Raw genomic sequence first — 23455 nt, 5'->3', positions numbered from 1 at the left:
CTGTACATTGCGTTGATTGCTGCATCGTTGGATCGGCGGGCGATTGTGTCGCTCGCTTCTATCATGCTTACCTTTGCAAGCAGGATCTGCCATCTGACTTAGTACAACTGTTCCGAAAGTGGTTGCGGAAGTCTAGCCTCCAACCCATCACCGATATCGAAATCGTCAAGCTCTTTGGCCATTCTAGGAAACGTGATGCCACGGGTAATGTAGTCGTCTGGCAACACTTCCCAAAACATCGCGTCAAATCGTTCCATCTCCGACCCCGCCTTGCGGACAATGGGAAGCAAGTCCGCCGCTTGCCGACGAGCTTGCTGCTCGTCATTGCGCCTCTGTCTCTCCATTTAGATTTCATGATGACGTCTGGCAACGCGCAGTTGCCGTTGGCCAAGGGTCGCCGTGAAGGCAATAGCGGCAAGGGTGCCAAATGCTTGTGCCCAACCGGCCCACGTGCTGCCGGGTATTTCACTGACCCAACGGGCTATTGCGACGAGCGAAGCATCGCTACGAGCCAGAGCGCCCCAAACAATGACCGCGAGGAGAAGGAGCACGATCCCAAAGAACCCGCCAGCGACAAAGAGCCAGACACGACGCAGCACCTTGATATGCCGTTTCTTCATCGGGGGAGCTTTCCGTTGTCATCGCGGTGTGTTGGACACCAGCGACGAAACAACCATGGCGGGTCGAGAGGAGGGAATTACGGTGACAGGAATTACGGTGACAGTGCATTAAATGAGGGGGCTGAAGCCGACGTCTCTAGAGGCTTCGCCCGCTCAATGCGCTCTCGCTCTTGGGGGCTGTTCATCGCTTCCCACAAATCAGTGCGGCGCTGGATGTTGAGCCAGAAATCAGGGCTGTTGCCGAACACGCGCGCAAGGATGAGCGCGGTTGCGGCCGTTACGGTCCGGCGGTCATTGCAAAGCTCGTTCACGTGCTTGCGCTGAACGCCCATTGCTTCGGCCAGCGCTATCTGCGTCAACTCCATGGGCTGCATGAAATCTTCCCGGAGAACTTCGCCCACCGTCACCGGCTTGCGCTTTGTCATCAGCACGGTTCGTCCCTTGGTGTTGGTGTGAACCGCGCTAAGAGAAGCATATGAATGCTGCTGTTAGCGCGGCTCGTTCGGCTGCCTCAGTGTTTTGTACCGGCGGTGAATTTGCCTTTTATGGTTACTTCGCAGTCAATAACCATGAAGTCGTCCCGGCCAACCTTGATCGTGCCGTTTTCCCTTTCTCGAGTGACGCTGGCGCTGACGTCGTCGAGATAAAGCCGGTCGCGCGATCCGCTTCCCATACTTTCTGTATCGAGTTGCCACTGCCAATCATGGCCGCTTTCGCCGACATGGCCGTTGCGGACCTGCGGGTACCCGATGCTCATGATGCGGTCGATTTCGTAACTGTCGCGCTTCTTTTTCAGCTTCGCGTCGACGCTCCAGTCTTCTTTTTCAATGACCTTGATGAGTTTGCCGGCGTCCGGCTCGAAGTCCTGCAGGGAACGGTCATTGTCGGTGAGCTTTAGCTTCACCGTGTACTGAACCTGTACCTTTTCGCGGAGAAAATTCTGCTTGCCCATTGATGCCTCCCGATGATCCGGAAAGTACGGGTCGCACTCCCCGATACAGGCAATTATATCAACAATATTGTGCTGATGGACAATCTGTTCTCGTTTTATGATCGGGCAGGGGCACCGAACGAGAAGGCGGGGGTAGGCAAGGTTGTGACGTGACGCGGTTCACTGCCACCAGCCGCAGCGGCCATTTAATGCTTTGATCCGGAAGAGGCTGGTTTAGCCTCGTAAGCCACGGCATAAAAACTTCCGGCGAGGCCCCCCAGATGCTCCGACTTTCCGCCCTGCTAGCCGCTCTGGCTCTGGCCAGCACCGCCGCGGAGGCTGCCGATAGTGCGAGCAACGCAGCCGCCTTGCCTGACATCGCCGCGCCGGAGGCCACCCGCGAGAAACTGGCCGCTGCCATGCCGGTCACCGCGCCTCACGCGATGGTGGTGACGGCCCAACATCTGGCGACGGATATCGGGGTCGATATCCTCAAACAAGGCGGCAATGCCGTGGATGCGGCGGTGGCCGTCGGTTACGCTCTCGCTGTCGTGCATCCCTGCTGCGGCAATATCGGCGGTGGCGGCTTCATGACGTTGCATCTGGCAAGCGGGCAGAACCTGTTTCTGGATTTTCGCGAAAAAGCGCCGCTCGCTGCCACGCCCACCATGTTTCTGGACAAGGATGGCAATGCGGTGCCGGAGTTGAGCCGCAGCTCCTGGCTTTCCATCGGCGTGCCCGGCACGGTGATGGGGCTGGAAGAGGCGCTGGCGCGGTATGGCACGATGAAGCGCAGCGCCGTGATGGCGCCCGCCATAACGCTGGCGCGCGACGGTTTTGTGCTGAATGAGGCCGACGCCCGGATTCTGGGGCTGCGGGCCAAGGATTTTGTCGCCGAGCCCAATGTGGCGAGCATCTTTCTCCATGCCGATGGCTCGCCCTACAAGGCCGGGGAGCGTCTTATCCAGCCGCAACTGGCCAGAACGCTGGAGCTGATTGCCGCCGACGGGGCGCCGGCCTTCTACACGGGGCCGATTGCCGGGGCGATTGTCGCGGCCAGCCAGCAGAATGGCGGGCTTTTTACCCTCAAGGATTTTGCCGACTATACGGCGCCCTGGAGTGAGCCGGTCAGCTGCGATTATCGCGGTTACCGGGTGATTTCCGCCCCGCCGCCCAGCTCCGGCGGCACCACGGTCTGCCAGATGCTGCAAACCCTCAAAGCCTATCCGCTGGCCGACTGGGGATATGGCTCGGCGCAGACCACGCATTATCTGGTCGAGGCCGCGCGTCACGCCTTTGCCGACCGCAACACTTACCTCGGCGACCCCGCTTTCGTGGAAAACCCGGTGGATGAGCTGCTGTCGCCGGACTATGCCGAAAAAATCCGCGCCCAGATCAAGCCGGATCGTGCGACGCCTTCTTCAGAGGTGAAGGGAGGCCTCGGGGCGGAGGAGGGGGAGCACACCACCCACTATTCCATCGTCGATGCCGCCGGCAACGCCGCCTCCGTGACCTACACAATCAATTTTTTCTTCGGGAACGGCAAGATCGCCGGCGATACCGGCTTTTTCCTCAATGACGAGATGGATGATTTTACCTCCAAGCCCGGCGTGCCCAATGCCTTCGGCCTTGTGCAGGGCAAAACCAATCAGGTCGAGCCCGGCAAGCGCCCGCTCAGCTCGATGACGCCGACCATCGTGCTGGATCAGAAGGGCAGCCTGTTCATGGTGACCGGCAGCCCCGGCGGCTCCACCATCATCTCCACGGTGCTGGGCAGCATTCTCAATGTGGTCGATTTCGGCATGAACATGCAGCAGGCCGTGGATGCGCCGCGCCTGCATCACCAGTGGCTGCCGGACAGTGTGTCGGTGGAGCCGGGTTATCTGACGCCAGAAACGCAAAAGGCGCTGGGGGCGATGGGGTACCAGTTCACCGAGCGGTCGCCCTGGGGCGCTGACGAGGCGATCCTGCGCAACCCGGCAACGGGCCTGCTGGAAGGAGCGAATGATAACCGCCGGCCAGCGGGGCTGGCTGCGGGCTATTAGCGTCGCGTCTGTTGCCGGTCAGTCGGCGCTGGCCATTGGCCATTGGCCAGCCTGCCTAGCAACCCGATGTCGGATTTTGCAGATAGGGGTGCCGCTGGCGCATGTCGGCGAGGGTTGCCGCCGATAGCCGTGCCTGGGTTATGCCCGGCGCCTGGCCCGGCAAGCGGGCAAGCAGGCTGGTATCGGGCGCGACGATCCGGCTTTCGCCGAGAAAATGAAAATCGCCGTCCGGGCCGGCCGCATCGGCATAGACGATGTAACTGACATTCTCATAGGCCCGGGTGGGCACAACCTTCTCCGCCACCAGCCCGTAACGATGATTGGTGGCGCTTGCGGCAACCAGCACATCGGCGCCGCGCCGTACAAGGTCCCGGGCGGTCTCGGGAAAGTCGAGATCGTGACAGACCAGCAGGCCGAGGGTGAAGGCGCCCCAGCGGATGGGGGGCGAGGGGGCGCCGACGGTGAACAGCCCCTTTTCATGCTCTCCCCAGAGATTGACCTTGCGGTAGATGCCAGCGATCTCACCGGTCTCGTCTATGGCCAGCACCGCGTTGTAGAGCACGTTTGCGCTCTTTTCGGCAAAACCGGCGACCAGCCCGGTTCCGGCCTCCCGCACAATCTGCCGGAGGCTGGTTATGAAGCTGCCATCGAGCGGCGCGGCAAGCTGGCGGGTTCTCTGCGCATCGCCATACCCGCACAAAGCCAGTTCGGGCATCACCAGCAGACCGCCCTTTGGGCCTTTTTCCAGCCACCGGCGCACCAGCGACAGTGCTTCTTCCGGCGTATTCGGAGGCGGGCCCGGCTGGCAGATGGCGACATCGAGACGGGTAAGCGACATCAGCCGGCCTCCGGGGCCGCTGGCCTGACCCTCAGCTCGATATCGCGCGGCACGCCATCATCGCCATTGATGACGATGATGTCCTGCGGGCAGGCGGAGACGGCAAAAAGGCAGTCCATTTCCGCCCGCAGGCGCACATGGTCGCCCGGCTTTGCCTCGCTGGCATGATCTTCAAGCGCACTGTCTCTGACGACGATGGTGTGCATGAAGAGGTTCCACGGCGTCGGCACCATGGGCAGCGCCCGGCCCCGCTGCCCCATCGCCCCTGCAAGATTGTCGCTGCAATTGGCATGGTGGCCTTCCGCCCCGTAATAGAGCCGGTAGCTTTCGGCGCAGCAGGCGGGGCAGAGCGTGTCGTGCACGCCAGGGGAATGGTCTTCCACAAAAGTCAGGATCGGTCGCAGCCGGTTGGTGATCAGTACATCGCCGGGCCGGAACATGAGCCGGTAGTGATGGATGCGGGAATGCTCCATCGACATGTATTCAAAGGGCTCTTCTGCGGGCCCCGCTGCCGGGAAGGCCCAGGTGTCCACAACCTGACCTCCCTCGATATTGACCACATCGACCGTGTCGCCCCTTTTCAGGGGGACGACACGGGCGGTCCTGGCAGCAACCCGGATGACGGATTGTTGAACGGCCATCTTCAAACCTTCATCCACGCTCAGTAATCGAAGCCCTGGCGCCACTCGCGCGAGAAGACGGAGGTGTCATTCTCGAAAGCCTCATAACGCGCCTTGAGGATGAGCTTGCCATCTTCCCAGAACACGTCGCTCCGGGTCTCCAGCCGGATCATCCAGCCCGGCCGCTCGTAGCGCTGAACGCTCTCGAAATAGGCTTTGGCGGAAGAACCGTCATGGGGCATGACCGAATAGCCGTGGCCCCCCCGGCCGCCCAGGGTGAGTTCGCCCAGCTTGTAGGTCTTGCGTTCGCTCGCGCTGATGAGCCGCATTTCTTCTGTCACGGCATCCCAGCTGGCAATCCGGCTGACGGTGCCCGGCACAAGGTCTTCGGAGGGGATGGGGGCGGCGGAGACCGGCGGGCCGAATTCCTTGAGCTGATGAACCGCGGCCTCCGGCATGGAAGGCAGCAGGAAGGAGGTCGCTTCAGGATAAAAAGTGATCCCGCCCTTTGACGGCTCCGGCCAGACCATCGGCCAGTAGGTGGTCGAGAGCGCCACACGGATACGGCGGCCGGGCCTGAATTTATAGGCCACGCCCTTCAGCGGAATTTCATAGGAGAAACGCTCTCCGGCGGCGACACCCTCGGGCCGCGTTATGCGGCGGATGGCGAGCGTGACGCGCGCAGAGGTGCCGTCCTCGCCAATCTCGTTCAGCCGTACGATGACCGTTGCCTTCGGGCCATCGAGGGCGAGGTCCAGCTTCAGGCGCGGGATGCCCACAAGCTCAACGGCTTCTTCCAGCACGGGCGTGTCGAAACAGACCGAGAGACCGTCATCCGGCCGGTTGTCGGCATGGAATTCCGGGCCGTCGCCCCCGCCATCAAGCGGGCACCACTCGCCGCCATAGGCGCCGAGACCCTGCACCGTATCGACCCGGACCGGGCGGATCGCCTTTGCCGGCGCGGATGACAGGGTGCGGTCATCAAGATGGAAAGTTGCCGGGCTGCCTTCGCAGGGCCATTGCGGCACGGCGATCCAGCGTCCGCCAATTTCGGGATAACGCGCGTGGGGCTTCAGATCCTCGCCGACCCAGAGCCGCAGCATCGGCTCGTCCATGATGCCGGTCTTTTCTTCCAGGAGCCAGTGGCGCCACCAGCGCATGCATTCTTCCAGAAAGCCGATCTTCGGTCCCGGAACGCCCCAGTTCGGATACATGTGGGTCCAGGGGCCGATCATGCCCTTGCGCGGCACATTGAGGTTTTCCATCAGCCGCAGAACCGGGTCGGAATAACCATCGGCCCAGCCGGTCACGGCATAGACGGCGCACTGGATATCGTCGAAGTTCTCGCACACCGAGCCGTGCTGCCAGAACGCGTCGCGCTCCATATGGGCAAACCAGCTCGCCAGTGGCGGCTCGACATTTTCGAGGCGGTTGAGCCACATCTCCCGCCACCTGTCGCCGACATGGGCCGGATCGGCGGGCCGGCCAAGCTGGGCAAACAGGCCGGAGCCCCATTGCATGCCATCGACCAGCAGCCCGCCGCCCATGAAGTGAACGTCGTCGCTGTAACGGTCATCGGTGGAGCAGCAGGTGATGATGGCCTTGAGTGCCGGGGGGCGGCGGGCAGCGATTTGCAGCCCGGCGAAGCCGCCCCAGGAAATGCCGATGATGCCGACATTGCCGTTGCACCATTCCTGCGCGGCGAGCCAGGCGATGACCTCGCAGGCATCATCCTGCTCCTGCTTCAGATATTCATCATGCAGAAGGCCATCTGAATTGCCGCTGCCGCGCAGGTCGACGCGGATGGCGGCGATGCCGTTCATGGCGAAATAGCCATGCACCATGGAATCGCCGACCGCGGTGTTGTCCGACTGGCGGTAGGGGATCCATTCCATCACCACCGGGACCTTCCTGGCCGCCGGCTTCTCCGGCATCCACAGCCTCGCGGTCAGGATCGTGCCATCCGCAAGCGGAATGGTGATCTGCTGGTAGGGCGCGGCTTCGGGGCTGAGATAGGTGTTATCCACGAGGTATTTTCCTTCAGACAGCAGACGGTTGGACGGAAGGCCCGGGAAGATCGAGCTCCGGCGGTTTGGGAAGAAAGGCGACGAGCAGGGCTGTTGCCGAGCACAGGATGCCGCCCGCGATAAAGGTGACGGGCATGCCGAGGCGTTCGCCAACGGCGCCGACGATGAGCGAGCCGAAAGGAACGGTGCCGAGCAGCATCATCGAGTACATGGCCATTACCCGCCCGCGATAGGCGGGCGGCGTGAAGTGTTGCAGCAGGGAGTTGGAAGCAAGGTTTTGCGACAGGATGGCAAAACCCATCGGCAGGGCGAGGGCGGCCGTAACGGGCGTGCTGGTCGAAAAACCGATGCCGATCTGTGCCAGCCCCAGCAGGAAGGCCGACCATTTCGGATAGACCTGCAGCACCGTGATGCGATCAAACACCGTCAGTATGATCGCGGCACAGACGGCGCCCACGCCGGTAATGCTCATCAGGATGCCGGCGATGCTGGCATCGGACTTCAGCATCTTGTTGGCAAGGATGGGCAGGAAGGAGAAGTAGGGCACGCTGGTGAAGCTGCAGATGCCAACCAGGATCAGGATCCGGCCGGCATGGGCGTGGCTGCGGACAAAGGCAAATCCGCTGCGCATCTCGCGGAAGAACGGCGCCCTGGCGCGCTCAAGATGGGGCACGCCCTTGAGGGTGATCAGCATGATCAGCATTGGCACATAGGCGAGCCCCTTGAGCGCAAAGCACCACCCTTCGCCGAAGGTTGCGACAATCGCACCGCCCACTGCAGGGCCGATCAGCCGGGCGGCATTGAACAGCATGGAGTTGAGGGCGATGGCATTGCGAAGGTCATCAAGGCCGACCAGTTCGGCCACGAAGGCCTGACGGGAGGGGCTGTCGAAGGCGGTGACGATGCCCAGCAACAGCGTGAACAGCATGACGATTTCCGGCGTCACGTGATTGGTAAGGGTCAGAAGCGCGAGCGCCGAGACCAGAATGATGAAGGTCGACTGGGTGAGGATCAGAAGGTTTCTGCGCCGGATACGGTCGCTGATCGTGCCGGTGACCGGCCCGAGCAGGAAGGTCGGCCCCATGTCGCAAATAGCCAGCAGCCCCAGCAGCCAGGGAGAGGCCGAAAGCCGCCACATCAGCCAGCCCACGGCGATCGAATGGATCCAGGAGCCCACGACCAGAGGCATCTGGGCAAAAAAGTAACGGCGATAGAGCGGGTTGCGCAGGGCGCGCGCCGAGCGTTGCCGCCAGGGGAGGGACGGTGTTTCCGACTTCACGGATGTCATTGAAAAGGAGCCAGTTAGAGGGGGTGCACGGCTTGACGCCGTGCACCTGGAAGCATCCGGTAATAGTTCCCTGCCGGATCAGCGGCTCAGGCGAGCGCCATTTCCCGCAGCAATGCCCACTGGCCGTCGGGCGTCCACGCGCCCTTCAGCCCCTTGGGAGAAAGCCAGGCATTGGAGCCGTGGTAGAGGAAGACATAGGCGCCGGTTTCCTCCAGCTTGTCCTGCAGGTCGACATACATTTGCGCTCGCTTGGTCTCATCAAACTCCTCGGACGCGGCGTCGTTTTCCTTGTCCCAGGAGGCGTCGCAGGTGCGCTGGAAGTTCCAGACGCCGACCTGGTCGCACTTGAACCATTCCGTGACCCAGCTCGGGTCGGGCGCGGTGGTGAAGGTGATGAAGAACATCTCGATGTCCTTCCAGGTGCCGCCTTTTTCGTCCTGTTGCTGGGCCGTCAGGGTTGCGCCATCCATCTGGCGGACCTCGAGCGTGATCCCGACCTCGGCCAATTGGGCCTGCATCACCTGGCCGGCGACGAGCAGATCGGCATCCGTCCCGAACTCGACCTTGATCGTCAGGTTGGAAACGCCGGCCTCGGCCAGCAGCGCCTTTGCTGCGGCCGGGTTATAGGGATAGAGCAGCTTGGTGCGGGCGCCGGGCAGCGGCGGCGGAATGATGCCATATGCGGGCTCCACAGCATCGCCGAAGGTGGCCGAGATCACCTCCGGAACATTGATTGCCTGCTGGATAGCGCGGCGCACCCGGATATCGCTCAGCTTCGGGTTTTCGACATTCATGCCCATCCAGGTGTAGGCGAGTGCCGGCCTGACCGTCAGGGTGGCATCACCCCCCTTGCGCTGGCCGACCGATGAGATGTTGATCGACGTGACGTCGAGATCCCCGGCATCGAAGGCCGTTTCAGCCGCCGTCTTGTCTGCAATCGGGTAAAGCTGGATTTCATCGAAGTAGGGCTTGGGGCCGTTCCAGCCCGGATTGCGGGTCAGCGTGATGCGCTCCCGCGGCTTCCAGTCGGAAAGCTGGTACGGGCCCGAGGTCGCGAAGGGGTCGGTGGTGATGACGCCGCCATTCTTTTCCAGGGCCGCCTTGCAGACGATCAGGCCGGATGCATGCGGCAGCGTGCTGGTGAAGAGAGGCGCGAAAGGTTTCTTGAGCTTGATGACGCCGGAATATTTATCGGTGATCTCAACGGTGTCGAGCGCATCCCAGTCCGAGGCATAGACCGCATTGACCTTCGGATCGGCGAAACGCTCGTAGGAGTATTTCACGTCCTCGGACGTGACTTCGCCATAACCGTTGGTCCACATCATTCCGGGGCGCAGCTTGAAGGGGATCGCAAGCGGGTCCTTGTCGTCGATGTTTTCGGCGGCATCCAGCTGCCAGCCCCATGTATCGCCCGACTTGAACTGAACCAGTCCGGCGAAGATCGCGAACATGGTGGTCTCGTCATACCAGCCACCCCGTGTCGCCGGGTCCAGATTGCGGATATCGCCGTCGTTCCAGATCTTCAGCGTCTTGCCCTCGATGGCGAAGGCAGAGTTCTTTCCCAGCAGGCTGGCACCGGCCACGCCAAGAGTGGCCGCACTCATCGATTTAAGGATCTGGCGGCGATTGAAACGGGATGTTTTCATGCGAGACTCCGTACGACGGGTTGGTGGTTCAGGGGGGCTTGCTCGGTGGCCTCGCTGGCGGGCACCAGCGGGAAATGGCAGCGGACGAGGTGGTCGGTAGCGACGGCCCGTTCATTCGGGGCTTCGCTTCGGCAGCGATCGGCGGCGATCGGACACCGGGTGTGAAACTCGCAGCCGCCCGGGCGCCGCCTGAGGCTCGGCACTTCGCCCTTGAGCAGCCCGGCGGAAGTGTCGGTGGAGTGGGTCGACAGCAGGGCCCGCGTGTAGGGATGGGCAGGCCGGGCGAAGATGTCGGCCGTCCGGGCGGTCTCGACGATGCGTCCCAGATACATGACGGCGATCCGGTCCGTGACATGCCGGGCGACGGCGAGATTGTGCGTGATGAACAGAAAGCTCACGCCGCTGTCTGCCTGGATCGTGTTCAGCAGATTGAGCAGCTCTCCCTGCACGGAAAGATCGAGGCCTGCGGTCGGCTCATCGGCGATGACGAGCCTGGGGCGCAGGGCGAGTGCCCGGGCTACGGTAACCCGGCGTGCCTGGCCGCCCGAGATCTGGTGCGGATAACGGGCGGCGAAATCCGGCGAGAGGCCAACTTCCCGCAGCAGGTCGACTGAAAGGCGGCGACGCTCGGCACGACCGGTTCCAGTGACCGCCAGCGGTTCTGTTATGGACGCCGACAGCAGCATGCGAGGGTCGAGCGCCGCCATCGGATCCTGGAACATGAAGCCGACATTGCGGCGCATTTCCTTCCAGAAGCCGTCTTTCCGCCCGGTAGCGCCTACGCCGGCAAGCGTGATCGAACCGGAGGACATCGGCGTCATGCCGCCGATGGCGCGGCCGAGCGTGGTCTTTCCGCTCCCGCTCTCGCCGACGAGGCCCAGTGTTTCGCCCTGGTTGAGCTTCAGGCTCACGCCGGCAAGAACGGTTACTTTCCGCGGCTCACCCTTCAGGGCGCCGAAGAGCGATCCGGCTGGGTAGCGCACGACCAGATCATTGACTTCGAGCAGCGGGATCATGATGCCTCCGTGCGATGGCAGGCCACCCGTGACTGGTCTGACGGCAGGAATGCCGGCCGGACCGACCGGCAAATGTCGATGACGGCACCGCAGCGCGGCGAGAAGATGCAACCGGCCGGCAGCGCGTGGGGTGACGGCACGGTGCCGGGAATGGTGGGAAGGGAACGGGACGGCGTTTCTATGCGCGCGGGGTCACAGGCCAGCAGCGCGCGTGTATAGGGGTGCTGCGGGCGCTCAAGCACCTCGGCAACGGGGCCGCTCTCGACAAGTTCGCCGGCATACATGACGGCCACGTCATCGCACAGTCGTGCCACGACCCCCATATCGTGCGTGACAAAGACGATCGATCCGTCGACGGCACCGCGCAGCTCGCGGATGATTTCGATCACTTCCGCCTCGGTGGTCGCATCGAGCGCCGTCGTCGGTTCGTCGGCGATCAGGATCGACGGGTTGACGAGAAGCGCCGCCGCGATGGCAACGCGCTGGCGCAGCCCGCCGGAAAGCTGGTGCGGATACTGCGTAAGCCTTGTTCCGGGATCGGAGATGCCGACGCGCGCCAGCATTTCGCGCGCGCGTTCCAGCTTTTGCGATCGGCTTATTCCCTTCAGCCGGTGCTGGAATTCAACCAGCTGTGCCCCGATCCGGATGACGGGATTGAGCGCGGTAAAGGGGTCCTGGGAGACGGTGGCGAGACGTTGGCCGCGCATTGCCCGCCGTTGTGCCTCGCTCAGCGCATAAAGGTCGTCTGCGCCGATCGACAGCCGGCCAGAGACTTTTGCGCTCTTCGGCAACAAGGCCAGCATGGCGCTGACGAGGCTGGACTTGCCTGAGCCGCTCTCGCCGACAAGGCCGAGGATCCTGCCTTTCTCAAGCGTCAGGTTGACCCCGCGGACGGCGGGCACAGGCCCGCGCTCTCCGGCATAGGTGATCGAGAAATCATTCATGTCGATGATGGCTGTCATGTCACCGCCCCCTCGAGCTCTTGGGGTCGAGCACGTCGCGCAGCGCTTCGCCAAGGAAGGTGAAGGCGATAGTGGCGACAATGACGGGCAGGCCGGAGGCGATGGCGAGATGGGGCGCCTGGCGGAGGAAGCTGTAGCCGTCGCTCAGCATGGTTCCCCAGCTTGCCTCCGGCGGCTGGATCCCCTGTCCCAGAAAGGAGAGGCCGGACTCGATCCCGATGACGGCCGGGATGTCCATTGCGATCAGGACGATGATCGGCCCGATCAGGTTGGGCACCAGATGGGTGATGGCAACCCGCCCCAGTGATGCACCCATGGACTGGGAGGCAACAACAAAGTCCATGTTGCGCAGCACCAGCACCTGGTTGCGCACCACCCGGAAATAGCCGGGCGCCATCGAGAAGGTGATAACGGTAATCAGCGTCGCCATGCTCGGGCCGTAAATGGCGACCACGGCAAGTGCGAAAAGGATCATGGGCAGTGACCGCATGGCGTCGCAGACCAGGAGCAGGACGCCGTCGATCCAGCTTTTGCCGAGACCGGCGACGATGCCGAGGACGAGGCCCAGCAGAAGCGCTGCCGCGGTTCCGGAAAGGGCAACCTTGAAGGCGACGCGGGTGCCGAAGATAACCCTCGACAGCACGTCCCTGCCGAGCTGGTCGGTTCCCAGCCAGTGCTCGAGACTGGGCCCCTGGAAGCGGATGCGCGGCGCGATCTGGACCGGATCATAAGGCGCGACCAGAGGGGCGAAGACGGCGCAAAATACCAGCGCGACTACAACGACAAGGGCGATCGCGCCGGAAGGGCTGGAGAGGAGCCTGCGTACCGTGCTCCAGCCGGGCAGGGCTTTCAGGGCAGGGGGCGCAGAAACCGGCGGGGTTTCTTCAACTGTTGTCATATCAGGCCTCCTTGCGGAGGCGCGGATCGAGCAGCGCCGAGAGAATGTCGGTCGAAAGGTTGGCGGCAATGTAGAGCAGCGTTGTCACCAGCACGGTGCCGACGAGAACCGGCGAGTTGCGGGTGGTGACGGCATCGTGGGCGAGTGAGCCGAGCCCCGGTCTCGAAAACACCACCTCAACCAGCACGGCGCCTGACAGCAGATTGCCGAGCCCGACCCCGATAACCGCCACCACGGGGATCATGGCGATGGGCAGGGCGTAGCGCATGGCGATCCGCGTGTCGGAAACGCCGAACGCCCGATAGGTGCGCACGTGATTTTCCTGCAGTGTTTCGAGAAGGGAGGCACGCACCAGCCGCGCGATATAGCCCACCCAGCCGAGGCCAACGGCAAAAGCCGGCAAAATCAGATGCTGGATCTGGTCGCCGATGTCTCCGGGCTCTCCCGCCCCCATGGCCGGCAACCAGCGAAGTGTTACCGCGAACGCGATTAGCAGGTAGATTGCGAGCAGAAAGGACGGCAGCGCCACGACGCTGGTCGACACGAGGCCGATCAGGCGGTCGGTCATGCTGTCGGGCCGCATGGCGGAGATGCAACCCATCGGCACGCCGAGCAGAAGCGCCCAGCCAAGGCCGGTGAGAGCAAGCGTGACCGTTTTTGGCAGCGCGGCGCCGACAAGCCGCAAGACGGGCTGGCGGGTGAGCAGGTCAGTCCCCAGATCGCCCGTGGCAAGCTTGCTGACAAAATGGAAAGCCTGGACCGGAACGGGCTGGTCGAGCCCCATCGACTGGCGGAAGACAATCTTCTGCTGCTCGCTGGCTCTCGGGCCGAGGGCGATCGTCGCTGGATCGCCCGGCACCAGATAAATCAGGCTGAACAGGATGATGATTGCCGAAACAAGCACGCCCACTGAAAGGCCCACCTGTCTGAGCACGTAACTGATCACGTGTCGTTCTCCGCTGTTGCCTTGCTCGCGGGACCGTTGATCGGCCCTCGCCGAAAAAGTGTGTACGCCTAAGGGTGTTTCATAATATATTACGAAGTATGTTATTGACTATCTTACCGTTTCAAGTGTTTTTTGCGCCGCAAAATTAGGCAGCGTTTGCACTAAAAATGATCGGGGGGATGTGATAAAAATGAAATTATATGAAAGCGCAGAAAATAATGGCCGAAAGGCAGTAAAAACCTCGCTCACTGAGCAGGCTTACAAGCTTTTGCGAAAAGAAATAGTTGAATGCGCCATGTTGCCAGGCCACGAGTTCACCGAGCTCGACATCGCCGAGCGCCTCTCCATGAGCAAGACGCCGGTGAGAGAGGCGTTGATGCGGCTGCAGTTCGAAGGAATGGTGCGCGCCTATCCTCGTCGCGGATACATGGTCGAGCCTGTCAAAGTGTCAGATATCAATGAGATTTTCGACATGAGACAGATTGTGGAGGCCGGTGCCACAGAGCTGGCCGTCGTCCGCGCAAGCGACAAGGAACTGGAGCAGCTCGCTTCTCTTTCGGCTTCCGTGCCGGACGATATTTACCGAGCCAATCCGGATCGTGCGAACGAGATCAATAACCGGTTTCATGAACTGATTGCACAGGCAGCGCACAATGCGCGGCTGCATCGATCCGTCCTGCAGCTCCTCAATGAGCTGGAGCGGTTTTTCTATATCGAAGCGCGCTCGGAAGTGGCCTACCCCGATATCCACGCAACGCATGCCGACATCGTTGGCGCGATGAAAGATCGCGATGTGGCCCGGGCACGCTCCGCCATCACCGATCATATCGAGGGTACGCGGGCCGTGCTGCTGAAAGCCGTTCTGACGGCCCGGCACGCAACGCCGCTGTGGATTGGATAAGGTGACGCCGGTTTCCGGTCAGTCTGCGCCGGCGTATCCGGCTTGCCTCAGGAGCCCGGCCAGCTCTAAGTCCGCCTGTCCCTCAAGTGCCAGCAGCGCCTCGTAAGGGTTACCGCCAAGCCCCAGCACGGCGGCGAAGGCGGGCTCCGTCTTCATGTTGGTGCGCCGCGCTTCAATGATCTCGGCGCGGAAGGCCTCGCCCCCGAGGGCAAGCAGCCGGCGCTCGATATCGAAATGCCGCCAGCCCGTTTGTTCCCGCACCGGCAGGGCGGCGCCGAAAATCTCGAACGGCCAGCCGAAGGCGTAGAAGCTGGCGATCACCGGCCGCCCTTCGCCCATCCACTGCCGCAGGGTGAATTCCGGATAGGCGCTGAAGGCATCCCACACGGCGCGGGTGAAGGCCGCGGCATCCGGGGCGTGGCACAGCACATCGAGGTCGCTCGCCGGCAGGGCAATGCCAAGCGGCGGCGTGCCGGCAAGATGCGGGTCAAACGCGGCCAGAATGGTGAGGATGCCTGAATTACGCACGGCATCGCGGTAGGGCGGGCGGCTCATGGGGAAGGACCTTACCGCCCTGATGATGATCAGGCTATGACAAGAACGTCGCGCCGATGCCGCTGTGCCGGCTTTTTACGGGTTGGCGGGGGCGTTGGGGTTCTTTGCGTAACCGGGGCCGATGGTCAGCGGCTCCTCGGGCATGATCTCTTCATCAAGGCTGGAAGTGTAGGTCTTGTCATATTCGGCAATCACCGTGCTGCCGTCCTTGTCCAGGAGCTTCAGCGTCACCTTGTAGGGCTTGTCCTTGACGACGCCCTTCAGCGGCGGCGAGCGGAAGGCGTAGCTGATACGCTCAGGCCTGACCGGCTGCGTCACCACAAAAGCCGGGCCGCCCGACGGATCCTCGAAGCTCGCTTCCACCGTGCCGCCTTCCGGCAGCTTGCGTTCCACCTTGGCGACGAAGCCGTAATAACTGTCGGCCACGCGGTAATTGAAGATGAAACCGCCGCCGGTAAAGCTGAAGTAGGGTTTGCTGTCGTCATCGCCGCAGGCGGCCAGCAGGCCAAGGCAGGCGGCGGCGATCAGCAGGCTGCGGCGGGGAGCTGTGAAGGCTGGCATGGCGGGCTTTGTCCTTGAGCCTGTTGGGGCCGGTATCACGGAAGGCGAAGAGCGGTAGAGGAGAGGGCGGTAATCAGCGCAGCCAGGAGGGGGTATCGCTATCCGCCGGCCCCTCCACCAGCGGACGCAGCGGCATCACGCTCTGGTCCTCGCTGGAGGTAAAGCTGGTGGTTACCTCCCCCAGCAGTTTGCCACTCTTGTTGTCCTTGAGGCGCAGGGTCGCCTTGTAGGGCTTAGCCTTGACGATGCCGGTAAGGGGCGGGGACTGGAACACATAGGTGATGCGGTTTGCCATCGCGGGCTGGGTCAGCACCAGATCGGGGCCGCCGGCCGGGTTCTCGAAGCTCGCTTCCACCGTCGCATTCTCCGGTAGCGTTCGCTCGACCTTGGCGATGAAGCCGTAATAGGCCTCTGCCTCCCGGTAGTTGAACACAAAGCCGCCGCCGCTGAAGCTGAACCAGGGGCTGTTCTTTGCCTCTTCCTTCTTGCCGCAGGCGGTTACCAGCAGGGCGGCGACCGAAAGGGCAATCAGGCCGCGCCGGCCGAACTGGATCAGGGAAGGGAGCGGGGCAAAGGAGGACATGCGGGAGCTCTCACCTGTTCTACCGGTGCCGGGGCCTGCAGGCGCCGGCAGCGATGTTTTCCAGATGATGACGGCTGATGGCAGGGCCTGCAACTGCCACGCGCAGCCGGCCACGGACCAGGCCTGACCGGAACGCCTTGCCTGCCGCAAGCTCCGCGATGATTGACAGTTTGCCCGCGGCCCGCGCTTGATGCTGGCAAAAGCGGGGCTTGCCGGGGCAGGCTGCCGGTGGGGACAGGCCGGGAGGGCGGGCGCGGTGCAGATCGGGGAGATGCCGGAGCTGTTGTTTTTCCTGCAGCAGCTCATCAATGCCACCCAGCTTTCCGCCTTCTATGCGCTTCTCACCGTCGCCTATGTGCTGGTCTATGGCGTTTCCGGCCAGGTCAACCTTGCCTTTGGCAGCTTTTCCATGTGGGGCGCCTATACGACGCTCAACCAGATCACCCTCATGGTGTTCCTGACCGGCCTGCCGCTGCCGATCATCGCGCTGCTGGGCACCGGGCTTGGCATTATCACCACGGTGGCTGTTGCGGTGGTGGTGGACCGCCTTGTGGCGCGCCCGCTGCTGGGCCGTCGCTCGCTTGCCATGCTGGTTGCCACCATCGGCCTTTCCATCCTGCTGGAGGAGGCAGCGCGCCTTGCCAACAGCAGCCGCGACAAGACGCTGCCACCGCTGTTTGCCCAGCCGATCCGGCTGATCGCCTCCCCGGTGTTTCCGGTGCAGGCCACCTTCATCCAGATACTGGTTACCGTGCTGGGCTTCGTGCTGGCGGGGCTTCTGGTGTGGTACGCCACCCACAGCCGCTTCGGCCGCCTGTGGCGCGCCTGTTCGCAGGATATCGCCATGGCGGCGCTGCTGGGGGTGGATGCCAGCCGTATCCAGCTGGTTTCCTACATTCTGGCCGGGGTGTCCGCCGGCGTCTCCGGCGCCATCATTGCCATCTATTATGGCAGCGTCAGTTTTTATATGGGGCTGATGATGGGGCTCAAGGCGCTCTTCGCTGCCGTGCTGGGCGGGCTCACTTCCTTCACCGGTGCGCTGATCGGTGCGGTGGTGCTGGCTTTTTTTGAAACCTTCTATGCCGCCTATTTTGGTTTTCTCTACCGCGATGTGGCGGTGTTTGTCGGCCTCACCCTGCTGCTGATCCTGCGGCCGGATGGTTTGCTGGAGCGCAACCCGGCGAGGGTGTGAGCACCGGTGCAAGGCGCCGGGCCGGTTTTAGCCGGCCTGGCGCCTCGTGTCAGTCACCGTAGGTAAAAACTCTTGTTCTGCAAACGTTTACGGACTCATCCACAATTTTTGTTCCGTCTTCGAATACAGCTCTGAAGTCAAAATGACAGGAACCTGATCCGTCATCGATATCGATATTGGAGCTTTCGCCCGGGCGCAGAACATCGGCGCCCAGGATGTCCTCTTCCCAATCTTCACTTTCGACATCTGAGGCATAAAATTCAGACAGGATGCTGTCGGTGTTGTTGGTGATCTTCACATGCCTGTCTTTTGCCATCGCGCCGGTTGCTGCGCCTGAAAGGGCAAGGGTCAGAAAGCATCCCGTCAGCATAGACCTCAAAAAAAACCGCATAAGGCAGTCTCTCTCTGATGTGTTTTTCAATTATCGGAAAAACATACAGTGAGTGCGGTGTTATGTCTCAAACTTGTTTCTCTTTTACTGGGCGCCGTTGTGAGAAATCGGGAAGGTGAGCGCTTTGATGGGGTTGTATTCCCCAGTGCACAGATAATCTGATTATTTGTATTGGTGGAAGTATTTTTCCATTTGTGTGTGGAGGCTGCCGATCATTCGTCTAGTGAAAAACAACGCAAAAAGAAGGTCAGAGGGGCGGAAGGGTGCCCTTGCGGTCCCGCAGCGCTATTCTGCGGCGTCGCGCCCGGCATCGTTGCTTGTGCCGCCGGCGCGTACGCTCTGTGCAGCTATGAGCAGGGCGTCCAGGGCGCCGCGCACCACATCCGCACCGGCGCCGGGGCGGAAGGCGTTTTCGGACAGATGGCGCCGCCAGGCGCGCCCGCCGGGCAGGCCGGAGAAGAGGCCGAGAATATGCCGGCTGATGGCGGGAAGCGGCGTGCCGGCCGCACATTCGCGCTCGATATAGGGCAGCAGGCGGTCGACTACCGCCTCGCGGCTTTCCGGCAGATCGGGGGAGGGGCCGAAGGCACGTTCTTCAGCTTCCACCATAAACCACGGATTTTGATAGGCCTCGCGGCCAATCATCACGCCGTCGGTATGGACCAGATGCCCGGTGATGGCCTCGCCGGTCTTGATCCCGCCATTGATACAGATCTCCAGCTGCGGGAAGTCCCGCTTCAACCGGTAGACCCAGTCATATTTGAGCGGCGGGATCTCGCGGTTTTCCTTGGGGCTGAGGCCGGCAAGGATGGCGATGCGGGCATGTACGGTAAAAGAGGCGCAGCCGGCTTCGGCGACGATGCCGACGAAATCCGTCAGTTCCTCGTAACTCTCGCGCCCGTCAATGCCGATACGGTGCTTGACGGTTACATCGATATCCACCGCCTCGCGCATGGCGGTAACGCAAGTACCCACCAGCTTCGGGTCGGCCATCAGGCAGGCGCCGAAGCGGCCGGACTGCACGCGGTCGCTCGGGCAGCCGACATTGAGGTTGATCTCGCGGTAACCCCAGTCGGCGCCCACCTTTGCCGAGCTTGCGAGTTCTGCCGGGTCACTGCCGCCCAGTTGCAGGGCAAGCGGTTGCTCTTGCGGGCTGAAGCCCAGCAGGCGCTGGCGGTCGCCATGCCTGATCGCGCCCGTCGTCACCATCTCGGTGTAAAGCAGCGCGCGCGGCGCCATGAGGCGCAGGAAAAACCGGTCGTGCCGGTCGGTCCAGTCCATCATCGGCGCCACCGACAGGCGGCGGCTCAGGGGCGGCAGGGATGTCATGATGGGGCGGGTTATGACGTCAAAGCCGGATTTTGGCAAGTTATGCCCCGGCAAGGGAGCCATGCGGCCGGCCACATTCCTGGCAGCGTGAGCCGATGATCGAGGTTGACGCGCCGCAGGGTAACGCGTGATCGCCCTGCGTGCGCCTTGTGCCGGCCGGGCTCAGGGAGCCCAGCGGAGGGTGACGATGGTTGAGCCGGTTGACGTAAAGGCTGCGGTCTTGTTGCGGGCCACAGACGCCTGAAGGCTGTCGTTGGCCGACCCGTAGGTGCTGCAAATGCCGAATGCAGCCTCGACCTTCCCGGGGCTTATCCCTTGGCTGATCAGATATTGTCTGAATTGCGGGCCGACGACATTCCCGTGCTCGACCGCGGTTTTCAGGGTGGCGCCGGGAACCGGGAACAGGGTGCTTATCCAGTAAACGCTGCCACCCTGTTCGGGAACATACGGGGACGCCGTGGCATAGCAGTAGATTTCAACACCTGCCGGGACGGGGGGATTGGCCGGTTCCTCTGCCTTTAGGGTGGCGGTGAGGGGGATGGTGGAATGATTGCGCAATATCTGAATATTGACCGTGTTTCCGGCCTTGCGGGATGACAGGTAGCTTAACAGCTGGTCAGGGCGGTCAAACGCCTGGCCGTCTATCGACTGGATAATATCGAAGGCTTTCAGACCGGCCTGCGCTGCAGCGCTTTCCATGCCGGTTCCGACCACCAGGACGCCGTGTGCGTCCGGCAGATTCAGATCACGCACGAGAGGTATAGAGAGGCTTTCGCTGAACACAACGACGCCAAGCCATCCGCGCCTGGACTCTGTCGAGGCGGAATTTGCCGCTGCGGGCGCCGCGGCCGTTGCGGCAACGGGGGCCTGTGGTGTTGCTACCTCAACCGTCAGATCTGCGAACGTATGATCGCGCCATATCCGGACCGGTGCATTGAAACCCGGGCGCATTTTCGAGACGATACCTTGCAGGTCGGCGGCATTTGCCACTTTCTGGCCCGCGACTTCGACAATGACGTCCAGTGGTTCAAGGCCAGCTTTTTCGCCAGTTCCCCCTTTGAGGGCGCTGATCACGACGGCACCCTGAGCCGGGTTTAGGCCGATTGCGGTGCCAATCGAACTCGACAGAGTTTCGATCTCTAGGCCGAAACCGCCCTGAAGGTCGGGGGGCGTTTGAGAAACGTTATTGGCCGTTGAATTTGCCGATGTCTGAGTGGGGGCAGTCTGCGTAATGGCTGAGCAGCCTTTTTCCGCTTTCAGCTGCCTTATGGCCTCGAGCGCGCCCAACAACACGACATCACCGGGATCATTCGAATCTGCCTTGAGAGTAACTTCTGCTTCAGCCAGCGACGGGCAATTGTAGGCTCCGAAGCTGTTTTTGAATTCAGGCACGATTACGGTTGCTGGATCCGGGGGGCTGTACAGTGATCCGGCGGCAGAAATTGCCAGTCCTGCTGGATCGAGGGCGCAGCCGCCCAAGCCTAGTACTAATGTTCCAATGGCCGAAAGAAAGGTAGTTTTTAGTATCGTTTTTAAGGCGCCGCTTTTTTTCACGTTTTGCACCCATATCATTATAGAAATTTTAATTCGGCTTATTACGGCTATACAATTTTTTGAAGTTTGGATGCAATGGCGTCCAGAGCGGTTGTGTCAGCCATTTTTCAGGGCTGCTGATCGCCGAGCCAGTTGAGGACGACAGGGAGGGCCTCATCGCCCGGCGCCATCGCCCCGACCCGGTTCTCTTCGCTCATGTGATGAGGTTGCGCCTTCGCGCAGGCATTTTACTCGCGCGGCGGCAGCCTTGCGCCTTCAAGACGTGCACCGGTCATGTCGGTATCGTCCAGAATGCTGCCGGTAAGGTCGGCATTGCGCAGGTCGCAATTGGTGAGGTCGGCGTCCGTCAGGTTGACCTTGGTGAGCTTGGCGCCCACCAGAACGGCGTCGCGCAGGCGGCTGTTGGAAAGGTTGGCGGCCCATTGACGGCCAATCAACTCGCCCTTGGCGTTCTTGAGGTCCACCGGTGCCAGCTGCGCATTGGTCATGTTGCAGGCGGAAAGATCCGCATTCACCAGCACGGCCCCGTCGAGAATGGCTTCCGACAGGTCGCAGCGGGTGAGACGGGCATTGGTGAAGTCGGTCATCACCATCATGCAGCCATGCATCTTGGCGCCGGTCAGGTTGGCGCCGCGCAGGTTGGCGCCGCTGAGGTTGAACGGCGTCAGGTCGATCTGCGAGAGGTCGGCATCGGTCAGGTTGGCGCGGGCGCCATTGGCGCCATCGGAGCGGATCCAGTCCTGGTGGGATTTGAGCGCGGTCTGGATCTGGTCCGACAGGCTGTCGGCGGAAAGTGAAAAATGCGCCCCTGTCATATCCACCGTGCTGAGGTCCACGCCATCCAGCGTCGCGCCCTCGAGATTGGTGTTGCGCAGGTTGGCATTATAGACCTGCGCGCCGGTAAGGTCCGCCTTGCGCAGGTCAGCGCCGTCAAGGTCGACATTGGAAAGGTTGGCGCCGCGCAGCACGGCAGAGGTGAGGTTGGCGCGCGGCATCTTGGCGCCGGAGAAGTTGCAGCCGGCCATCTGCGCGCCGGTGCAATCCGCCTCGATCATGGTGGCGTTGGAAAGGTCGGCGCCATGCGGGTTGGAGGGGGCGCGTTCCGGATCGTCGGCATTGTCCTGCTCATAAAGCAGTGCGCCGCCGCGCAGGTCCGCTGCGCGCAGGATGGCACCGCGCAGCTTGGCGCCACGCAGATAGGCCCCGCGCAGATCCGCTCCGCCGAAATTCACGCCCGTGCAGTCGGCCCGTTCCAGGTTGGCGGCAAACAGGTCGCACTCCGAAAGATTGGCATATTGCAGCAGCGCACGGCTGAGATTGGCGCCGGAGAGCTTGGCCTGGGAGAGGTTTGCTTCGCGCAGGTCCACACCGCGCAGATCCGCCATCGACAGGTTGCCACGCCGGCCGCCGGTCATCTTCTTCAGATAACGGTCATGCCGGGCGAGAACCTCCATCAATTCCTGCGGAGACACGGTGGTCGCCATACGTCGTAGACCTTTCTGTTTATTATTCTTTCCGACTGCCGGCCGGAGTTTTTACGGACATTGCGGATATTGCCGCAAGACCATCAACAAAACGCTAATTTGCCGTGCGCAAAGCAGCAGGTCATTAACTCTTAAGGATATAGCCCTCTGTTTCATAACGATTTTCATAAAAAGCAATCGTTATCGACGGTGAGGCGCCAAACAAAATGGCCGCCCTTTTCAGGGCGGCCATTTTATATCCCGGGCCTGCCGGCGATTGCCGACAAGCCTTGTGGTGGCGTGCGGGTCAGCGGCGCGCGGCGCGATAGACGTGGCGCTGTGCCGGACGCTGGATCGGCTCGCTGCCACGGGCGGCGGCAATCTCGATCTCGACACGGGCAATCACCTTGCGGATCTCGTGCAGGCTGGTCTGCAGCGCATCCAGCGTCTCGGGCGAGGGGGCGGAACGCCAGGTAGTGTAGGCGGCGCGGCAGGTTGCCGCGGTCTCTTCCACACGAATGTCGGTCGCCTGACGCGGCGCGGGAGCGCCATGGCTATCGTCACCGCTGTCGCCGGCATCGCTGTCTCCGGCAACATCGGCAGCGGCGACGGGCGTCGGGGCTGCCGGCTGCTTCATGCGCAGCATGCGGGTGCGCGGGCGCGCCTCTTCGGTGCGCGGCGCCTCTTCAACCGCTGCGGGGGCCTCGCCGGCCACTTCGGTGCCGGTTTCCGGCTCGTTCTCGTTGGTCATTTCTTCATCGCTTTCACTGGCCTCGGCACCGCCATTATCGGCCCCGGCCTGGTTCTTCTTGATGACATAGGAAATGGCGCTGGGCGTGCAGTCGAAATCCCGCGCGATCGAGCTTAAGGATTCACCCTGCTCGTGCCGGCGCAGAATGTCTGGCCAGGCGGACTGGGGAATACGGCCGCGACGCTTGCTCTGCATGATCCGCCATCTTCTTTTAATCGGTTTTTAAAACGCTACGCGCCCGTGCTGTTCCGGCAATCCCGGCAGGGCCGCCGTCCGGGTATAAAACCCACGGACAGGCCAGCCTTCCGGCAAGGCACTCCAGCATCTCGGCCGTTCTC

The 23455-nt window shown here is 62.2% G+C and carries 24 protein-coding genes; 3 read left to right on the top strand and 21 right to left on the bottom strand.

The annotated features are described in order from the left end of the window. Positions 1–98: 98 nt before the first annotated feature. From QTL98_RS12970 to QTL98_RS12955, 4 genes are all read right to left on the bottom strand, one after another. Positions 99–257 carry a hypothetical protein gene (locus QTL98_RS12970; protein WP_445678889.1) on the bottom strand — a complete coding sequence of 53 codons (159 nt, stop codon included), beginning with the start codon at positions 255–257 and terminating at the stop codon, positions 99–101. Between the two features lie 87 nt (positions 258–344). Beyond that, positions 345–620: a hypothetical protein gene (locus tag QTL98_RS12965; protein ID WP_445678888.1), complete on the bottom strand. Its 276-nt coding sequence runs from the start codon at positions 618–620 to the stop codon at positions 345–347. Between the two features lie 92 nt (positions 621–712). Then, complete coding sequence (locus QTL98_RS12960) at positions 713–1051, bottom strand: HigA family addiction module antitoxin (RefSeq protein WP_445678887.1); 339 nt, start codon at positions 1049–1051, stop codon at positions 713–715. An 80-nt stretch (positions 1052–1131) separates the two neighbouring features. After that, positions 1132–1572 (bottom strand): hypothetical protein, encoded by a 441-nt coding sequence (locus tag QTL98_RS12955; RefSeq protein ID WP_445678886.1) that lies wholly within the window; start codon positions 1570–1572, stop codon positions 1132–1134. A 260-nt stretch (positions 1573–1832) separates the two neighbouring features. Between QTL98_RS12955 and ggt the strand changes: the two genes are divergently transcribed. Continuing rightward, positions 1833–3596 carry a gamma-glutamyltransferase gene (gene ggt / locus QTL98_RS12950; RefSeq protein WP_445678885.1) on the top strand — a complete coding sequence of 588 codons (1764 nt, stop codon included), beginning with the start codon at positions 1833–1835 and terminating at the stop codon, positions 3594–3596. Positions 3597–3651: 55 nt separating this feature from the next. Here the strand turns inward: ggt and QTL98_RS12945 are convergent, their stop codons facing one another. From QTL98_RS12945 to QTL98_RS12905, 9 genes are all read right to left on the bottom strand, one after another. Continuing rightward, a complete protein-coding gene (locus tag QTL98_RS12945) occupies positions 3652–4434 on the bottom strand; it encodes a nitrilase-related carbon-nitrogen hydrolase (RefSeq protein ID WP_445678884.1) in 783 nt (260 codons plus the stop codon). Then, positions 4434–5075, bottom strand: a complete 642-nt coding sequence (locus QTL98_RS12940; protein ID WP_445678883.1) for a DUF1989 domain-containing protein — start codon at positions 5073–5075, stop codon at positions 4434–4436. Before QTL98_RS12940 ends, QTL98_RS12945 begins: the two co-directional genes overlap by 1 nt. Before the next feature lie 20 nt (positions 5076–5095). Next, the gene (locus tag QTL98_RS12935) at positions 5096–7081 is read right to left on the bottom strand and encodes a CocE/NonD family hydrolase (RefSeq protein WP_445678882.1); all 1986 of its coding nucleotides are present in this window, start codon (positions 7079–7081) and stop codon (positions 5096–5098) included. A gap of 13 nt (positions 7082–7094) precedes the next feature. After that, positions 7095–8369, bottom strand: coding sequence for an MFS transporter (locus QTL98_RS12930; protein WP_445678881.1), 1275 nt, complete (start codon positions 8367–8369; stop codon positions 7095–7097). An 86-nt stretch (positions 8370–8455) separates the two neighbouring features. After that, on the bottom strand, positions 8456–10015 hold the full coding sequence (locus QTL98_RS12925; RefSeq protein WP_445678880.1) for an ABC transporter substrate-binding protein: 1560 nt from the start codon (positions 10013–10015) through the stop codon (positions 8456–8458). Further along, positions 10012–11031 (bottom strand): oligopeptide/dipeptide ABC transporter ATP-binding protein, encoded by a 1020-nt coding sequence (locus tag QTL98_RS12920; protein WP_445678879.1) that lies wholly within the window; start codon positions 11029–11031, stop codon positions 10012–10014. Before QTL98_RS12920 ends, QTL98_RS12925 begins: the two co-directional genes overlap by 4 nt. Further along, positions 11028–11993 carry an ABC transporter ATP-binding protein gene (locus tag QTL98_RS12915; RefSeq protein WP_445678878.1) on the bottom strand — a complete coding sequence of 322 codons (966 nt, stop codon included), beginning with the start codon at positions 11991–11993 and terminating at the stop codon, positions 11028–11030. Before QTL98_RS12915 ends, QTL98_RS12920 begins: the two co-directional genes overlap by 4 nt. A 1-nt stretch (position 11994) precedes the next feature. Beyond that, complete coding sequence (locus tag QTL98_RS12910; protein WP_445678877.1) at positions 11995–12891, bottom strand: ABC transporter permease; 897 nt, start codon at positions 12889–12891, stop codon at positions 11995–11997. A 1-nt stretch (position 12892) separates the two neighbouring features. Next, on the bottom strand, positions 12893–13837 hold the full coding sequence (locus QTL98_RS12905) for an ABC transporter permease (protein WP_445678876.1): 945 nt from the start codon (positions 13835–13837) through the stop codon (positions 12893–12895). Between the two features lie 190 nt (positions 13838–14027). Here QTL98_RS12905 and QTL98_RS12900 point away from each other — a divergent pair, with 190 nt between their 5' ends. Next, the gene (locus tag QTL98_RS12900) at positions 14028–14738 is read left to right on the top strand and encodes a GntR family transcriptional regulator (RefSeq protein ID WP_445678875.1); all 711 of its coding nucleotides are present in this window, start codon (positions 14028–14030) and stop codon (positions 14736–14738) included. Positions 14739–14756: 18 nt separating this feature from the next. Here QTL98_RS12900 and QTL98_RS12895 read toward each other — a convergent pair whose 3' ends face one another. From QTL98_RS12895 to QTL98_RS12885, 3 genes are all read right to left on the bottom strand, one after another. Then, positions 14757–15293 (bottom strand): DUF4269 domain-containing protein, encoded by a 537-nt coding sequence (locus QTL98_RS12895; RefSeq protein WP_445678874.1) that lies wholly within the window; start codon positions 15291–15293, stop codon positions 14757–14759. A 75-nt stretch (positions 15294–15368) separates the two neighbouring features. Next, positions 15369–15854: a hypothetical protein gene (locus tag QTL98_RS12890; protein ID WP_445678873.1), complete on the bottom strand. Its 486-nt coding sequence runs from the start codon at positions 15852–15854 to the stop codon at positions 15369–15371. 73 nt (positions 15855–15927) lie between these two features. Continuing rightward, the gene (locus QTL98_RS12885; RefSeq protein WP_445678872.1) at positions 15928–16437 is read right to left on the bottom strand and encodes a hypothetical protein; all 510 of its coding nucleotides are present in this window, start codon (positions 16435–16437) and stop codon (positions 15928–15930) included. A gap of 256 nt (positions 16438–16693) precedes the next feature. Between QTL98_RS12885 and QTL98_RS12880 the strand changes: the two genes are divergently transcribed. Then, the gene (locus QTL98_RS12880; RefSeq protein WP_445678871.1) at positions 16694–17629 is read left to right on the top strand and encodes a branched-chain amino acid ABC transporter permease; all 936 of its coding nucleotides are present in this window, start codon (positions 16694–16696) and stop codon (positions 17627–17629) included. Positions 17630–17678: 49 nt separating this feature from the next. On the opposite strand, the gene QTL98_RS12875 is transcribed toward QTL98_RS12880, so the two are convergent. The 5 genes from QTL98_RS12875 to QTL98_RS12855 all read right to left on the bottom strand — a co-directional run bounded on the left by QTL98_RS12875 (position 17679) and on the right by QTL98_RS12855 (position 23312). Continuing rightward, entirely contained in the window at positions 17679–18020 is a 342-nt protein-coding gene (locus QTL98_RS12875) for a hypothetical protein (protein WP_445678870.1), read from the bottom strand. Between the two features lie 285 nt (positions 18021–18305). Next, complete coding sequence (gene dusA, locus QTL98_RS12870) at positions 18306–19349, bottom strand: tRNA dihydrouridine(20/20a) synthase DusA (RefSeq protein WP_445678869.1); 1044 nt, start codon at positions 19347–19349, stop codon at positions 18306–18308. Between the two features lie 162 nt (positions 19350–19511). Next, positions 19512–20903: a PDZ domain-containing protein gene (locus tag QTL98_RS12865; protein WP_445678868.1), complete on the bottom strand. Its 1392-nt coding sequence runs from the start codon at positions 20901–20903 to the stop codon at positions 19512–19514. A gap of 227 nt (positions 20904–21130) precedes the next feature. Continuing rightward, entirely contained in the window at positions 21131–22387 is a 1257-nt protein-coding gene (locus QTL98_RS12860) for a pentapeptide repeat-containing protein (RefSeq protein ID WP_445678867.1), read from the bottom strand. 286 nt (positions 22388–22673) lie between these two features. After that, positions 22674–23312, bottom strand: a complete 639-nt coding sequence (locus tag QTL98_RS12855; protein ID WP_445678866.1) for a helix-turn-helix domain-containing protein — start codon at positions 23310–23312, stop codon at positions 22674–22676. Positions 23313–23455 lie beyond the last annotated feature (143 nt).

Source organism: Radicibacter daui (genome assembly GCA_030657355.1).
Taxonomy (GTDB): domain Bacteria; phylum Pseudomonadota; class Alphaproteobacteria; order Radicibacterales; family Radicibacteraceae; genus Radicibacter; species Radicibacter daui.
Note: the sequence above shows the minus strand (reverse complement) of the source record. Positions and strands in the feature narration are given on the sequence as shown.